The organism is Lactobacillus taiwanensis DSM 21401, assembly GCF_001436695.1.
Lineage (GTDB): Bacteria > Bacillota > Bacilli > Lactobacillales > Lactobacillaceae > Lactobacillus > Lactobacillus taiwanensis.
This window is the reverse complement of record NZ_AYZG01000028.1, coordinates 1-15404: the sequence shown is the minus strand read 5'-3', so window position 1 is coordinate 15404 and position 15404 is coordinate 1. Positions and strand designations below refer to the sequence as shown.

At 33.6% G+C, this 15404-nt stretch carries 14 protein-coding genes; 2 read left to right on the top strand and 12 right to left on the bottom strand.

Features of this window, described 5'->3' with window-relative positions; genetic code table 11:
* Window positions 1-124: 124 nt before the first annotated feature.
* From FD18_RS04845 to FD18_RS04830, 4 genes are all read right to left on the bottom strand, one after another.
* Window positions 125-1522, bottom strand: a complete 1398-nt coding sequence (locus tag FD18_RS04845) for an APC family permease (RefSeq protein WP_057718887.1) — start codon at window positions 1520-1522, stop codon at window positions 125-127.
* A 125-nt stretch (window positions 1523-1647) separates the two neighbouring features.
* The gene (locus FD18_RS04840) at window positions 1648-3765 is read right to left on the bottom strand and encodes an ATP-dependent Clp protease ATP-binding subunit (RefSeq protein WP_057718886.1); all 2118 of its coding nucleotides are present in this window, start codon (window positions 3763-3765) and stop codon (window positions 1648-1650) included.
* A gap of 254 nt (window positions 3766-4019) precedes the next feature.
* Window positions 4020-4931: an alpha/beta hydrolase gene (locus tag FD18_RS04835; RefSeq protein ID WP_057718889.1), complete on the bottom strand. Its 912-nt coding sequence runs from the start codon at window positions 4929-4931 to the stop codon at window positions 4020-4022.
* On the bottom strand, window positions 4921-6240 hold the full coding sequence (locus FD18_RS04830) for a PTS transporter subunit EIIC (protein WP_057718885.1): 1320 nt from the start codon (window positions 6238-6240) through the stop codon (window positions 4921-4923). The genes FD18_RS04835 and FD18_RS04830 overlap by 11 nt, the downstream gene beginning before the upstream one ends.
* 166 nt (window positions 6241-6406) lie before the next feature.
* Here FD18_RS04830 and FD18_RS04825 point away from each other — a divergent pair, with 166 nt between their 5' ends.
* Both FD18_RS04825 and FD18_RS04820 read left to right on the top strand, forming a co-directional pair.
* Window positions 6407-6643: a hypothetical protein gene (locus FD18_RS04825; protein WP_057718884.1), complete on the top strand. Its 237-nt coding sequence runs from the start codon at window positions 6407-6409 to the stop codon at window positions 6641-6643.
* A 112-nt stretch (window positions 6644-6755) separates the two neighbouring features.
* Window positions 6756-7955 carry an MDR family MFS transporter gene (locus FD18_RS04820; RefSeq protein ID WP_057718883.1) on the top strand — a complete coding sequence of 400 codons (1200 nt, stop codon included), beginning with the start codon at window positions 6756-6758 and terminating at the stop codon, window positions 7953-7955.
* 232 nt (window positions 7956-8187) lie between these two features.
* Here the strand turns inward: FD18_RS04820 and FD18_RS04815 are convergent, their stop codons facing one another.
* The 8 genes from FD18_RS04815 to FD18_RS04780 form a co-directional block, all read right to left on the bottom strand.
* Entirely contained in the window at window positions 8188-9129 is a 942-nt protein-coding gene (locus tag FD18_RS04815; RefSeq protein WP_057718882.1) for a serine hydrolase domain-containing protein, read from the bottom strand.
* An 11-nt stretch (window positions 9130-9140) separates the two neighbouring features.
* Complete coding sequence (dltD, locus tag FD18_RS04810; protein WP_057718881.1) at window positions 9141-10442, bottom strand: D-alanyl-lipoteichoic acid biosynthesis protein DltD; 1302 nt, start codon at window positions 10440-10442, stop codon at window positions 9141-9143.
* Complete coding sequence (dltC, locus tag FD18_RS04805) at window positions 10435-10674, bottom strand: D-alanine--poly(phosphoribitol) ligase subunit DltC (protein ID WP_004896464.1); 240 nt, start codon at window positions 10672-10674, stop codon at window positions 10435-10437. The genes dltD and dltC overlap by 8 nt, the downstream gene beginning before the upstream one ends.
* 30 nt (window positions 10675-10704) lie before the next feature.
* The gene (gene dltB, locus FD18_RS04800) at window positions 10705-11928 is read right to left on the bottom strand and encodes a D-alanyl-lipoteichoic acid biosynthesis protein DltB (protein ID WP_057718880.1); all 1224 of its coding nucleotides are present in this window, start codon (window positions 11926-11928) and stop codon (window positions 10705-10707) included.
* Window positions 11925-13433, bottom strand: coding sequence for a D-alanine--poly(phosphoribitol) ligase subunit DltA (gene dltA, locus FD18_RS04795; RefSeq protein WP_057718879.1), 1509 nt, complete (start codon window positions 13431-13433; stop codon window positions 11925-11927). Before dltA ends, dltB begins: the two co-directional genes overlap by 4 nt.
* Window positions 13434-13453: 20 nt before the next feature.
* Window positions 13454-13612, bottom strand: a complete 159-nt coding sequence (locus FD18_RS04790; protein WP_057718888.1) for a teichoic acid D-Ala incorporation-associated protein DltX — start codon at window positions 13610-13612, stop codon at window positions 13454-13456.
* A gap of 133 nt (window positions 13613-13745) precedes the next feature.
* Window positions 13746-14036, bottom strand: coding sequence for a hypothetical protein (locus tag FD18_RS04785; RefSeq protein ID WP_057718878.1), 291 nt, complete (start codon window positions 14034-14036; stop codon window positions 13746-13748).
* Window position 14037: 1 nt separating this feature from the next.
* A complete protein-coding gene (locus FD18_RS04780; protein ID WP_057718877.1) occupies window positions 14038-15189 on the bottom strand; it encodes a YncE family protein in 1152 nt (383 codons plus the stop codon).
* Between the last annotated feature and the right edge of the window lie 215 nt (window positions 15190-15404).

The following is a 15404-nucleotide window of genomic DNA, read 5'->3' as shown; positions in this document are numbered from 1 at the left end:
CGCTTGCCTCAAACAGCATGTATTACTTTACAGGCTTTTTTACTTTTCGTCAACCCTTTTTTTGCAAAAATTAGCAATATTTTTTTAGAGTGCTAAAAAGGGCCTCAAGTTGAGGCCTTTTTGATTAATTCTGTAATTTAGAGTGTTTTATACCATATGTTGCATACACAATTATTCCTACAATTAGCCAGATTCCTACCATAATTTTGGTTGTCTTTGGTAGCATCCAAATGAAATATACGCTTAATAGTCCAGCGATTACAGGCAGGACAGGATAAAGTGGCATTTTAAATCCATCATTCACAATATCTTTTCGATGCCGTAGAGGAATAATCCCAAATGAAATTAAAGCAAATGCAATTAACGTACCTGCATTAATTAATGAAGCTAATTCCATTAAAGGAACCAATCCGGCAAAAACAGCTGCTACTATCGTAGAAACAATTACTGCATGATCTGGGATCATCTTTTTGGCATGCACACTTCCCATGGAATCAGGTAGTAACCCATCTCTTCCTAAAGCATACAGCAATCTTGATCCACCTAGTAACATAGTAATCATTGCCGTAAAGATTCCGACTAATGCTCCAATGGTAATCAATTTATTCCACGCAGTTAAGCCAACTACTTTCAGTGCATAAGCTGCTGGATCGTCAACATTTAATTGCTTGTAATTGACCATTCCAGTTAAAACCAGAGAAAAACTTACATATAGTAATACCGCAATAATTACTGTTCCCATAATTCCTTTAACAACATTTTTTTCAGGATCCTTCGTTTCAGCACTATTTGCCGCTAACGCATCAAACCCAATAAATGCAAAGAATACCGTGGCCGCCGCCGTAGATATTCCTCCAATTCCTAACGGTGGTGTTTGGAATTTCTTAGGGTAAAAGGGAACGTAGTTATCTGCCTTAATATAGAACATCCCAATTACAATAAACAAAATAATAATTGCAACCTTAATCATTACAGCAATGTTTTCCACGCGTTTAGACAGGTTAGCACCTTGATATAAAATCAGTGCAACAATTAATACAATTAAAACGGCAGAGATATTTATTACTCCACCTTCCATAGGACCAGCTTCAAGTGCTTTAGGCAAATGAATTCCAATTGGAGCTAAAATATTATTATTAAAATATGAAGCAAAACCAGTCGCTTCAGCCGAAACAGCTAAAAAATATTCTAATAATAATCCCCATCCAATTATCCACCCTACTACTTCTCCATAGATTACTGAACCAAAAGAATAGGCGGATCCCGCTACTGGCATCGCAGAAGAAAATTCAGCATAGGCCATCCCTACCATACCAGAAACAACTGCTGCTAATAAAAAAGAAATAGCAACCGCTGGACCAGCATGCTGTGCTGCTTCATGACCAGGTAAAATAAAAATTCCTGTTCCAATAACTGCTCCAATTCCCAATGCAACTAAATCACGAGCATTTAAATGTCTAGTTAAGCGAGAATCTGCTTTTAAAAAAGTATTTACTGGAACTTTCTTAAAAAAGTTTTTCATTCCAACTCTCCTTAATTAATTTTAATTATTATACCTGATTTTATAGCTATTTCTACCCTATAATTAAAATTAATTAAAAAAAGACTACGAATTAAATTCGTAGTCTTTTTTCACAACATTGTTAACTATTTTTCTTCTTTTTTGTCAGCTTTTTCAGCTTCCTTGATGTCTTTCTTTTCTTGTTCACGAGTTTCCTTGTCAAACAATACATCTTCAAGAATTTCACCATTTAAGTATAAATGCTTATCATCAATGGTGAATTTAACTTCCTTAGTATCTGGCTTAGAAACAATCAACTTAGCTGCTGGGGTTTCAAGATCTTGTTCAACAACCCTTCTCAATGGACGAGCACCAAATTCCTTATCATAGCCCTTCTTAGCCAAGTACTTCTTAGCATCATCGGTAACATGAAGCTTAATGTTTCTCTTAGCAAGAGACTTCTCCATCTTTACTAAGTAAAGGTCTAAGATCTTGAGCATATCTTCACTAGTTAATGAATTAAATGGAACAATTGCATCAAGACGATTCAAGAATTCTGGTCTGAAGTAAACTTCAAGTGCTTTACGTAAAGCATCTTGATCGTCTCCCTTAAGCAACTTATCAGAGTATCCAGCATTTGAAGTCATGATAATGATTGTATCTTTGAAGGAGATTGTTCTACCTTGTGCATCAGTCAAACGACCATCATCCATAATTTGAAGTAATGCATTAAAGACTTGTGGATTTGCCTTTTCAATTTCGTCAAGCAAAATCAAAGAATATGGTTGATGACGAATCTTTTCAGTTAATTGACCACCTTCACCATAGCCAACATAACCAGGTGCTGAACCAATTAACTTGTTAACAGCCATTTGGTCTTGGTATTCTGACATATCCAAACGTACTAAAGCGTCAGCCTTACCAAATAACTTAATTGCTAATTGCTTAGCCAATTCAGTCTTACCAACACCAGTAGGACCAGTAAGCAAGAATGAACCAGTTGGACGGTTTGAATCCTTAAATACTTGTTTACGAGCAATTGCGTCAGTGATGATATCAATTGCCTTATCTTGGTCAATAACAACCTTCTTCAAGTCAGAAGCTAAGTTAGCATTCTTTTGAGCTTCATTCGCATTAATTTCACTCATTGGAATACCAGTTTTAGTTTGAATTAAAGCATACATATCTTCTGGTGTAACTTTAAGTTCACTAGCCTTACCTGCATTCTTGAGATCTTTCTTAAGATCTTCAATTTCTTTCTTAATTTTAGCAGCTTCGTCATATTTCTCACTCTTAGCTGCTTCTGCTTTTTTACCTTCTAGTGCATGAATCTTATTCTTAATTGAAGTTTCATCCTTTTGATCCATACCTAAAGACTTCTTAGCACCAGCTTCATCCATCAAGTCAATTGCCTTATCTGGTAAGTGACGATCGTTGATATACCGGTTAGAAAGTTCAGCAGCTAACTTCAAAGCTTCTGGATCATATTTTACATTGTGATACTTTTCATATTTTGGAGCTAAGCCCTTCAAAATTTCAATAGCATCCTTAATGCTTGGTTCAGGAACTTGTACTGGTTGGAATCTTCTAGCTAAAGCTGGATCCTTTTCGATTTGTTGGTATTCACTAGTAGTAGTTGCACCAATTACACGAATTTCACCACTTGCTAAAGCTGGCTTTAAGATGTTAGCAGCATCCCCAGAATTATTTTCTGAATCAGTTGAACCTGCACCAACAATATTATGTAATTCATCGATAAAGAGAATAACATTCTTGTCACCCTTAGCTTTATCAATAATCTTCTTTAATTTTTCTTCAAAACTACCACGAAGAGAAGTACCTGCAACTAATTCATTAATGTTCAATTCAATAATATGAGCATTTTTTAGCTTTTCAGGAACATCTCCATCAACAATTCTTTGAGCTAATCCTTCAACTACTGAAGTCTTACCAACACCAGCAGGTCCAGTTAAAACAGGATTATTCTTTTTACGTCTACTCAAAATTTCAATAACTTGGTCAATAATAGCAGTACGTCCAATAACAGGATCGTATTTGCCCTTCTTAGCTTGTTCAGTCAAATCAACACCAATTGGCTTCTCCTTTTGTTGTTGACCATTTTGTGCACCTTGTTGTGGTGCTTGACCGGTACTATATCTCATTGGTTGTTGACCATTTGTCATTCTTCCATCATTGAAAAAATCTCTGTTTAATTCATTAAACAAATCATCAAAATTGTAATTTCCATTGTCAAAGTATGCCATGCTTTACACACTCCTCATATTCTCAAAAACTTTAGCACTCATTAGTTTTAAGTGCTAACTACTCACAGCTTTAATTATAACAGGTTATCCACAGAAAAGCCAAATATTATATCATATTTTTTCCACAGATTATTTTAATTTGTGAATAAAATAAGCGCAACGCGCTTTATGAAACACATTGCGCTTAAAATCTTTGTGAATTAATATGATAGTAAAGTTGAATAATTATTTATCTCTATTAATTTTCAAAGAATTTAATCATTTATATTCTTTCTATTTTTTCGATTCTCTTTTGGCTTTTGTTCATTAGCAGGAGTATTATCTCCATTATTATTTTCTAGTAGATACTGTTCAATTAGTTGAACTACTTGTTTATTTTGTGGCAGCGATGAATGCTGTGCATCAGCGCCTGTAATAGTCATAGTTGTATAATGCTTTACTTGATTTTGAAAAATATATTTTCCTGCAGCTACGCTACTTTCAGGAACTAAGCCATCAGATTCATAATTTTCTCCGCCAGAAACAGAATATACATCCAAGTTTTTAGGTATTTTCTTTCTATTTTTAATAAAATCATTCAACATTTCTGTCTTATGATCAACATTGCTTTCATTAAAGTTATACGGCGTACCTAAAGTCATTAATTTCTTTATTTTGATTTCATCACTATAGTCCGCATAGTAATTTTCCAACCAATAAGTCCAAATCAATCCACCATTTGAATGACCAAACGCCTTAAAATTATTAAATTTATACTGTTGACTGAGCTGCGCAAATGCTTCATCGAACCATCCTGCTTGTTTTTTAATATTGGCATAACCATCATGATTATTTTCAAAGCCAACCACAATAAATGGTTCATTGTCATTACGATTAATCTTTCCGCTATACTTTAATGTCCCATCTTTTTTTACTTGAATTTTTAACAAGCTATGTTTCTTAAAAGTATCTTTATTCAATAAATTAACTAATTCGTTAAAACGTTCAGTAGTCGCACTTGATCCGGGAATCATGATTACCGGTGACATTTGTGACTTTCGCCGTTCAGCTAAATCATTGTTAGCATTCTTAATCCAAAAAAAAGTTGGAATAGCTAAAACTATTAAGAAAATAAATGTACCTAATAAAAGCAGCCGATTTTTCGATATTATTTTTTTATTTAACATACTCATACCCTGCTTCCTCATCATTTAGTAAATCTATTTCATCTTGAACATCCTTAGCCATCTTAACAATTGGAAGATATAATAAAATATCAAGAGCAAATAAGAGCATTGAAAAAATTAAAGCTTGCCAAGTACCATTTGTAGCAATAAAGGCAACTAAAGGACCAGGAGTGCCAGATAAAACATTATATGCAGAGACGGGAATCAAATGAATTGCAATCATACTTGCACCTAAAAGCATATTTACAACAGGTAAACACACATATGGAATTAAAAATAATGGGTTCAGCATTATTGGAATACCAATCAAAGCTCCTTGATTAGAACCAAATAAAGTCGGAATAAAGCTCCAGCGGGCTATTCTAGCAATGCTATTTTTTCTGATGTAAATTAAAATACCAATTAATAAGACTAAAGTTAAACCACTGCCACCAAATCTTCCATAAGATTGATACAGAGAATTTCCCACATAAGGATTTGGTACATTCAAACTTGAACCATGAGTTAAAGCATAGTTTAGGTTGGCAACATTAGTCGCATTATCGCTACCCGTAGTTAAAGAGGCCAATGGTTGACCAATCCCAAGCCAATTTAACAGCAACGCTAATAGCAATAATGGAATGAAAACTCCTAAATTCAAATTATTTTGTCCCTGATTTTGGAAAAATTGATAAAAGTTAGTAGCAACAACACGCACATGAACTAAACTAGCTAAAATTCCAACCACTAGTCCAATTACCCAAGTAGCAAGCATTGGTCGAAATGAATTAAACGCCCTTTTTTTAATTAGTTGTGCACTTTCCGCATGCTGGTGATGATATTCAACACCTAAAAACCTAAAAATTAAACCAGTACCAAATCCTATTAATAGCGCAAATAAAAAACTATTAATGTTCAAAAAACGCCAATTAAATGATAATTGAAAGTTTTTTATATCTCTAAAACGATACGCACACAAAAGAAGAGCTAGCATCCCTGATACTCCAGCCATTTGGGCATCTTTTTGATAAAGTCTAGCTGTATATTGCGCTGAAAAATATGCTGTAAAAAGCCCAAAAGTACCAAATACTACACTAGTAACCCCTTGACAAGCATACCATGCACCATTAAAAATTTGATCTGGCAGCCATTTATCAAAATAGAAAATATTTGATATTAAACTTGTAGGTGAAAACACACTCTGCCACAAAAATTGAAAAATACTCCCCACTACTGCTAACGGCATTAACATCATCAACGTTCGGTCAGCTACCCTAAAAAATGCTAATCTTCTAAGTCGAACAACCGTTTTAAAAATTATTTTTTCCATTTTTTATGTCCTTAAATTTTATAGTCTACTCCTTAGTTTAAATTAAAAATCATTATAAACCCATGATTTTTGTTAAAAAATAGATTAAAAGTTATAAGCCTTTATAACAACTAGTCAAATTAAGAACATGCTATAATTAGAGAGAAGATATTGAGGGAGAAAAATTATGTCTAAACGAAGTTTTTCTATTACCGATAAAAATAATCGTCTATTAAATTACTATTTAAATCGCTCTGATAAAGATTGGAACTTAGTAATTAATGAAGCTATTAAGAATTACGTATGCGATCATTTATCTCAAAAGCAAATTCAAGAAGCAATTAAACATACTGGTAAAGACGCATTTCCAGCTGACGAAGTTCTTAGAAATTTTAACAGTAGCTGGATGAATGGAGACGCTTAATAAGCATTGCGTAAAATCTTATTTTCAGTCAAAATGAGAGTAATTAATAAAAAGAAGCTGACAATCGTCAGCTTCTTTTTATACTGCAAATCTAATTTCAGGGAGGATTAACATGTTAAGAAAGCACGCAATAGACCCAATCAAGTTAATCTGGTTATTTGCTGGTTCATTAATTATCAATACTGGCGTTAGTTTTATTTGGCCTTTAACTACTATTTACATCCATAATTATTTACATGAAACTCTAACTGTTGCCGGAATCGTTCTCTTCATTAATTCTGCATTTACAATGATAGGAAACGCACTAGGTGGTTTTTTATTTGATAAATGGCATCCCTACCAAACACTCCTAACGGGCGTTACTATTTCTACAATATCTACATTTTTATTAGTTTTATTTCATGGCTGGCCTGCTTATCCGATTTTATTGATTACTCTTGGATTAGGTAACGGAATTGTCGTCACTGGTTTAAATTCAATTGCCACACTAATCCGCAGTCGAAATGCCTCCTATGTTTTTAACGTTTTATATTTCACTCAAAATCTAGGACTAGTTTTTGGCTCCTTAATGGTCGGCTTTATTTTACCTTTTGGCATTACTTATATTTTCTTACTTGCATTTATTATGTTTGTGTTTTTGAGTATTGTAATCTTTCTGGAGTATCGTGGTTTAAATCAAGCACATGCTTCTAAAAATAAAAAAGTCGTCGAATCTGAATATAAAGAACAAATTCCCTATGGCGCAAAAAAAGCTATTTTTTCTATTCTGATCTGCGTCCTAGCAGCTTGGATTGCTTATGAACAATGGAACTCAAACATTTCTTCCTATATGCTCGGATTGCACATGAGTGTTCGCTTATACAGTCTATTATGGACTCTAAATGCTGTTTTAATTGTCATACTTCAACCATTACTTACCCATTTTGATGATTGGCTAACTCTTCATCTGCATGGCAGACTCTATATTGGTTTTAGCTTATTTGGACTAGCATTCTTGCTATTAATTGGTGCTACTCACTACTTCAACTTTGTTTTAGCCATGGCAGTCCTTACTTGTGGAGAAATTTTGGCCTTTCCTGCCGTTTCAACCTTTGTAAACGACCGAGCTAGCAATGAAGATAAAGGAAAATATCAAGGTATTGTTCAATCCGTTACATCAGCTGGACGTGCCTTAGGGCCACTAATTGGTGCTTTGGTAATAGATAACTTCTCATACCTAGTTTTATTTATTTTCTGTACTATTTTAGTTTTGATATCTGTCCTAATTTTTGCTTTCGTTAATGCCTATAACAAGAAAAAGATCGCTGACTAGCGATCTTTTATTTTTGCAATAAAAAAGCCTAATTCCACCAACATCGGAATCAGGCTCACACAGTGTTACGTACCGCTATTCTGACCAAATAAGAAAGCACATTTTCGCTACCGTAGAAAATGCACTTCAATACAACGGTACAGGTAAATCTTAGCACAGCAAGCATTCTTAAACAACCAGTTTTAAGAATGCTTAAAGAGCAAAAAAGAGATGAAAAACTAAATTTTCATCTCTATGTATCCGACTTTATTAAACTTTCCATGAGATCATTACAAAGTTGCCTAATTTTATAATAATCCTTAACGGGATAATTGGACTGAACTACTAATGCATCTCTAGTGTCATTTGAAATTCTACAATAAGTTGTATAACCATCGCCCGATCCATTTGTCGAGTGAAAGTCAGGGAAATTATAAAAACCAGCATTATAATTTGCAGGATCAGAGGGGGCATATGCCTTTTGCACAGAAGCAGGTTCAATTATTTCTCCATTCAGGATTGCACTAGTAGCTCGATAAAGATCATCATTAGACATCACCAAGCTTCCAGCTCCTAAATCTCCATGTACTCTGTCTACCGGAATAAAATGCGGACTTAAATATCCTTGGGTATTTTTTGTATATGGAATTGCAACCTGTATATGTCTATTTTTAGGTATATCCCAATAAAAAACCGTATTAGAAAGTCCTAGCTTTTTAATATACGTATTTTTGATAAGATTTTCATAAGAACGATGAGTTACTTTTTCTAAAATACCAGATAACAAAATATAATTAATTGATGAATACATGCGTTGATTATAATGCTGCTTATCAAAAATCACATTATGTTTAATATCATATTTAATTCCTGCCTGATTATTGTTAAATACAGGAGTTCCATAAGCTGATTCATTTTTTCCTCTCAGTCCACCCTCCATAGTCAAAAGTTGGCTGATCGTGATTTGATTAGCATGCGAAACTTGAGGATAAAATTTTGATAACTTATCGTTAAGGCTAAGCTTATTATTCTCAATCTGTTTTAAAACCAAAGTACCAGTAAAAACTTTATTAACAGAATTGATGAAAAAGGCAGTCTTAGAATTATTATGAATTTTTTTACTGATATTTGAATATCCTGTAGATTCATTAAGAACTACCTTATTGTTCTTAATTACTAAAACATTACCTTTAATCCCAGCTTGTGCTAGTTTTTTTTTATATTTGTTGCTGCCTTACTTTTAGTGTCTGGCATTTTTACGTCAGTTTTGTTTCCCCAAGCTTTAGTAAAGTAGTAGCTATTTAACTTATAGTTAACTGGATGATTCCTTTCTTCCATAAAAGGCTTTACATATTGGTCTACTTTTAACCAACCATTCCAGCCAAGGTGAATAGTATCTTCCATGAAGAATTTCTTTCCACCATCTTTTGATAAATCAGCTATATTATTAAAGCCTTGGGAAGTAAGTTGCTTCGTAATTTTTGCAACACATTCTTGATACATGCTTTGAGATAAGCCAGTATACTTAGCCCACTTGGCATTAACAGGTGGAATAATAAACAAGACATTTACATGTTCATGAGCAAGTTCATTTAATACTAATTCAAAATCTGCGTATTCTGGTGACTTAGTATAGTCAAAGTTTTTTTGTGAATTCTTTAATTTATTTAAGTGTTTATTATTTAACTTTTTATCAAAAAATCCATTAGAAATACCAAATTTATTATTGGTCGTTCCTTGCTGACCTTGTTCATTAGCAAATTGACGCAAATTATCATAGGCATAAGTACCTGGTAATTTACCGGCTTCTTTTTGAATCTTTGGAATATTATTAGTCATTCCCAAAGAAGAAAAGAAGTTATCCTCATTAGCTAACATTCGACGTCTAGCTTTTAAATACAAGGTTTGATACTTAGACAATTTTTGCCCTGAAGCTAATGTCATCAAAGCATACTTTGTTGTTTCACTAGCAGTTCCAGCTGGCATATCAAGCAAGCGACGTGCCGCATAGCGTGTAGCTACACTATCCTTAGCACCTAAAATCCAGTCAACAGCTTGAAGTTGAGAAAAGTACATTCCAAAAGCAGCCGGATTTTGTCCCTGCTTAGTAAACCACTGTGGTGAAATAATAAATACAGCTTTTTTGTTAGAAAGTTGATCTACTGTTTCCTGCATAGTGAAAAAGTGGGTTAGTGATTGACTTCCCGGTCCTCCTAATAAGAAAGGTCGATAATTTCTTTTATATTTATAAGCTAAAACGCTTGGATGTAAGGCATCCATTCTTGATAACTCACTAGAACCATAAAATGGAACGTAGTTTTTTTCAAAAGCAGCTTGCTTAATTGATTGTCCCTTAAAAACAGTTTGTGACTGTGAGACAGAAGCTTTAAACAAAGCATTATCTGACTTTTCACCATTTTGCCATGGAATCAAAAATAAGATTATTAACAAAATGAACGCACAGAGAACTGGGCCGAAAATCTGCCACAGTTTGCGTTTATTACTCATTTCTTAAGCTTTCTACCTTTGCAATGATTTTGTTTGGAGTATCCCAATCTTCACGGTGAAATTCTGATACTGGTGCAGTAACATCACATTTATCTTGTAATTCAAGTAACATTTGTACAGTTGCCATAGAATCTAACAATCCATTTTCAAAAATGTTTTCATCCATTTGGTCACTTAAATCTTCACCAGTTAATTCATTTAAAATATCTAAAACAGCTTGCTTTGTATCCATAATTAATAAAATCCTTTCAAACTTAGTAAATTATTTCCAGCCAAACCATAATGTACTCAAGAAACCTGAGAAAATTAGGAAACTGAAACAAACAACATTAAAAGTTAAGAAAATCGCAAACCACTTCGTAAATTGATTATGAGGGATTTGCTTCTGGTGTTTACGCTTGAATCGTAGCCAAATATCATTAATGATAATGGCTGTAGCATGGAAAATACCATATACGATATAGTACCACGTTAATCCGTGCCAGAAACCCATAATTAAGAAATCTACAAAATAGGCTAATTGCGATAATCTGATTCTATTCTTTACCAATTTATGCTTCATTGCAAAGAATGTAAAACGCATAAAGATAAAATCACGGAACCAGAATGACAAAGTCATATGCCATCTATTCCAGAAATCTTTAATATTTTGAGAAATAAATGGCTTATTGAAGTTCATAGGAGTTCTAATTCCCATGAAATATGATGTACCTACAGCAAATAAAGAATATCCTGCAAAGTCAAAGAAAAGATACATGCTGTAGCAATACATGTAGCCTAAAAGTGCCCATGATAAGCGAAGGCCACCATTTGCTTGACCATAAAAGAGTGCATCTTTAGCTAGTTGAGGCAGCCATAAGGTACCAAATACGTAACCAATAATAAATTTATATAAGAATCCTTGAAAAATATATCTAGTACCAAATTTTAAGTTTTCAATATATTTATCTCTTTCCGGAGCCTTATCATAATCTTCTTTAAATCTCCGATAACGATCAATAGGACCTGAAGAAATAGTTGGGAAGAAAAGCAAAAATCTCGCATAAGTAATTGGATCAACTTTTTTAATAGTCTTATCGCGAAGTTCCATAATAACTTGTACAGTTTTAAAAGTTAAATATGAAATTCCAAAGAAACCAATTAAATCTGCAGCTTTATTTGGCACTAATGGTGCAATTTTTACTGCTGCCAAAGGTAAAATCGCTAGGATGACTGCTAAACAAAAAACAGAGGTTTTATTCTTTCCAGAATTAACATATTTTTGATAAGCAAAAGTAACTAAAAACTGGAAAATAATGTATCCAATTAATTGCACTCCCTGTATCCAATCTTTACCATTGAACATTAAGAACAAAAATAGTAACGAAACGAAAGCTTCATATGCTTTAAAGCGTCTACCATGATATAACCCAATGATTAGTGGTAATAACGCAATAAAAAGAATAACAAAGTAACGCGGATTACTATAAGGCTGAATATTGATCACGCGTTATTTACCTCCTTAATTACTTGTTTAATATCTACCTTACCATTTTGAGAAATTGGCATTTCATCACGGTAGATAAAACGTTGAGGAAGCATGTATGGCATAATATCTTGACTTAACTCTTCACGTAATTTCTTAGTCAACTCAGCATCGCTATACTTTTCGCGCACTCCATCAGCTAGTTCAACAACAGCAACTAATTGTTGTACTTTGTGGTCTTTATTATATTTTGGCGCTACAACGCCGTAACGAACCAATGGATTCTTAGCAAGGTAGAAATTGATTTCCTCTAATTCAATTCGATATCCATTGAATTTAACTTGGAAGTCAATTCTTCCACGATAAAACAGCATGTCGCCATCTAAAAATCCTAAGTCTCCAGTACGATAGCTTGCATGCTCACTTTCCTTAAAGAAAGCAGCCTTAGTTTTATCTGGGTTATTTAGATAACCTTTAGAAACGCTTGGTCCTTCAATAATAACCTCACCCTGGTTATCTTCTTCACCTTTAGAAGTATCAATTGAAATCTTAGTGTCATCTTTTGCTACACCAATTGGTAAACGATCATATTTATCTAAAACTTTATCCGTAATTTCTACTTGTGTTACGGCAACTGTTGTTTCAGTTGGCCCATAAGTATTAAAAATATGACTGTCTGGGAATTTCATCTTCAACATTTTAGCTGTTTTATGACTTAATTCTTCACCACAAAATAGGAAATGAGTTAGTTCTGGATGGTGTTTAGCATCAAACGTAGGATCTAAGAAACTCATTTCTACAAATGATGGAGTTGAAACCCAAACATTGAATTTTAACCGTGGCAACGTCTTAAACAATTGACCTAAGTTCTCAGTTACATCGTGAGGTAAAACTACTAATTTACCGCCTGCTGTCAAAGCTGGATAAAGGCTCATTACAGATAAGTCAAAAGAATATGGGGCTTGAGCTAAAAAACTAGGTTTCTCAGGAAGTGAAAAATCACTTAATTCCCAATTTACAAAGCTAAGCAAATTATCATGGCTAATTTGGACACCCTTAGGTTTTCCTGTTGTTCCTGAAGTAAAGATGATATAAAAGTTATCATCTCCATTTACAAACTTATCTTGATCAATTTCTACATGACTATCAGAAACGTCTCCAGGAGTTAAAACTTTTATATTCTCCATTTCAATAGGAAGTTTATCAATAGCAATCACTAAAGGAGCCTCAGAAACCTCTTGAATCATTAATAAACGTTCACTATTAGAATAGCTAGCAATTGGAATATAAGCATGTCCTGCTTTAACAGCACCAATAAAACTAGCAATCATTTCAAAGGTTTGACCACCCCAAATCATTACCGGAGCTTTTTCAGGAAGATCTAGTTCGCTAATCTTAGCTGCATAAGCATCTGACCTAGCTTTTAGGTCTCCATAAGTATTAGTTTCGCCAAGATAATCATAGGCGATTCGGTTTGGATCTTCAGTAGCAATTTGATCGATTGTCTTGATTACATCTTTAATCATTTAATGCGACCCTTTCAGTTTTAGAAATCTTTATAAATAAATTTTGCAGCTCCAATGCCACTATATGAATACAAGTAAACTAGCACTACAAGCACTGCAAAGTAAAAGAGAGTTTTAGCAATAAACAAGCCTATTTCTTTTTTCTTTGTATCGCTCTGTTTATCTTTGTTTTCTGCCATGCTTACACCTCGTATCTTTTTTCTAAATTTTACAACATTGTTATAAAATAGGTTAATATCTTTACTATTTTTTAGGAAAATAGCATGAACAGTAGTAATTATACCAAAAATAGCCTTAGTTATGGACAGTCCGCTACTTTTGATTACGTTTTCTTTCAATAAAATAACCAATACCTAAGAAAATAGATGGCAAAATTGAAACAAAGATTAATACTAACAAAATCACTTTCAACAGCCAGTCAGGATTTTTCCACTTTCTATCATTAGCAGTCGTTAAAGCGTAAGCAGAAAACAATACAATTGTAATCAAGTTTATTAAAAATAAAATACTATGGGAATACTGGTATAATACCAAAACACTACTTCCTGATATCAAACCGCTCCAGCCTGCTAATCGTACCCAAAAAGATATTTTTTTAACCATTTTAACCTCCTAATAAGGCATTGATATTTGCCGATAAAATTCGGTCAACAATCATTATTTGATCACGTTCATAAGCCTTCGCTCCAGATTCAAATAACATCAACAATTGACCATTTTGAACATAAATTTGTTCTAAATATGGTGGCATAATAACAACTTTTTCTGCATTTCCTTCATCTAGATAATTCAAAGCTGAAATTGGGAAAAAGTATAATTTAGAATCTTTACTTCCATATGATTGACTCAAAATAATCCAATTCTGATAAAATGCAATTCCTTGAATCTGCCGATCCATTGAGGCGCTTCCCGATCCCAAAGCCCAAGATACTTGGCCAGTTACTGCTTTAATTTGATCACTTGTAATTGTACCTTTAAAGGTGCCTGAACGAGCGATTGGATAGCTAGCAAATTGTCCTTGTCCATCTGTATTAAAAAAGCCAACAAACAGTTGATTGTCATAATACGTTACACAAGATGCTCTTTCAATGGTAGGCAAAGCAATTACATTATCATATCGAATAGGTTGCTTTTTCTTATTATAGCTATATTTTTCTAGTTTCTTTAATGAAAACGACATTAGCGCTGAAGAATCATCTTGACTTCCCGTTACCCAAATATTTTTAGCAATTGGATCATAGGCAATACCGCCTAAATGCGGAGATCCTGAAACTTGAACTGTCTTTAAGTATTTGCCACTTTTCTTATCTAAGCAGTAAATAACCGAGCGGTGATTATGCGTTGAATCGTAAGCTGTAATCAATAAGTACTTCCCCGCTACAGTTAATCCCTGAGGAGTCATTGAGTCCGCATCTGTAATTTTCTTTTTATTAAAATCATAGCTTGGCGTTACAACTTGACCCGGAATTACAACACTGCTGCCGATTTTACTAGCACGAGGCGTTTCATAGGCTGCGCTATAGACATCAGGATATTTTTCATTCAATAACTTTTTAAAATAAGCTAGATTATGGTGTCCTGGACTAATGCTTGTGCCATCTTTTGCTTTTTCTACATCGGGTCTAGAAGTAAAAGTAGCTTTTGCCTGTTCTCTTTTTTGATATTGCTGGTATCCATAATATCCACCGTAAGCAGCCCCAGCAATAACTATCAAAACTAAGACTAATTTAAACAGAATTCTTAAAAATTTCTTCATTAGCTTTCCCTGCCTAATAGATAATTTCCTTAATTCGATATTATACCTGAATAGTCCTTTACTATCTGAAAATTAAAAATTTTGAGCAAGTATCTTATATTTCTTTATGTTTTATACTATAATATATTAACTGTAGTAGTGGATTAACAATAATCCATTGCTATTAGCATTAACATCCAACTTTTTATTTTCATTCTTACTCCTCCAAGTAGATT

Coding starts and splice junctions, on each gene's coding strand:
- FD18_RS04840 (WP_057718886.1), bottom strand. CDS start 3,765: ATGGCATACTTTGACAATGGAAATTACAATTTTGATGATTTGTTTAAT.
- dltD (WP_057718881.1), bottom strand. CDS start 10,442: ATGAGTAATAAACGCAAACTGTGGCAGATTTTCGGCCCAGTTCTCTGT.
- FD18_RS04785 (WP_057718878.1), bottom strand. CDS start 14,036: ATGGTTAAAAAAATATCTTTTTGGGTACGATTAGCAGGCTGGAGCGGT.
- FD18_RS04780 (WP_057718877.1), bottom strand. CDS start 15,189: ATGAAGAAATTTTTAAGAATTCTGTTTAAATTAGTCTTAGTTTTGATA.
- FD18_RS04820 (WP_057718883.1), top strand. CDS start 6,756: ATGTTAAGAAAGCACGCAATAGACCCAATCAAGTTAATCTGGTTATTT.
- FD18_RS04790 (WP_057718888.1), bottom strand. CDS start 13,612: ATGGCAGAAAACAAAGATAAACAGAGCGATACAAAGAAAAAAGAAATA.
- FD18_RS04845 (WP_057718887.1), bottom strand. CDS start 1,522: ATGAAAAACTTTTTTAAGAAAGTTCCAGTAAATACTTTTTTAAAAGCA.
- dltA (WP_057718879.1), bottom strand. CDS start 13,433: ATGATTAAAGATGTAATCAAGACAATCGATCAAATTGCTACTGAAGAT.
- FD18_RS04835 (WP_057718889.1), bottom strand. CDS start 4,931: ATGTTAAATAAAAAAATAATATCGAAAAATCGGCTGCTTTTATTAGGT.
- FD18_RS04825 (WP_057718884.1), top strand. CDS start 6,407: ATGTCTAAACGAAGTTTTTCTATTACCGATAAAAATAATCGTCTATTA.
- dltC (WP_004896464.1), bottom strand. CDS start 10,674: ATGGATACAAAGCAAGCTGTTTTAGATATTTTAAATGAATTAACTGGT.
- FD18_RS04830 (WP_057718885.1), bottom strand. CDS start 6,240: ATGGAAAAAATAATTTTTAAAACGGTTGTTCGACTTAGAAGATTAGCA.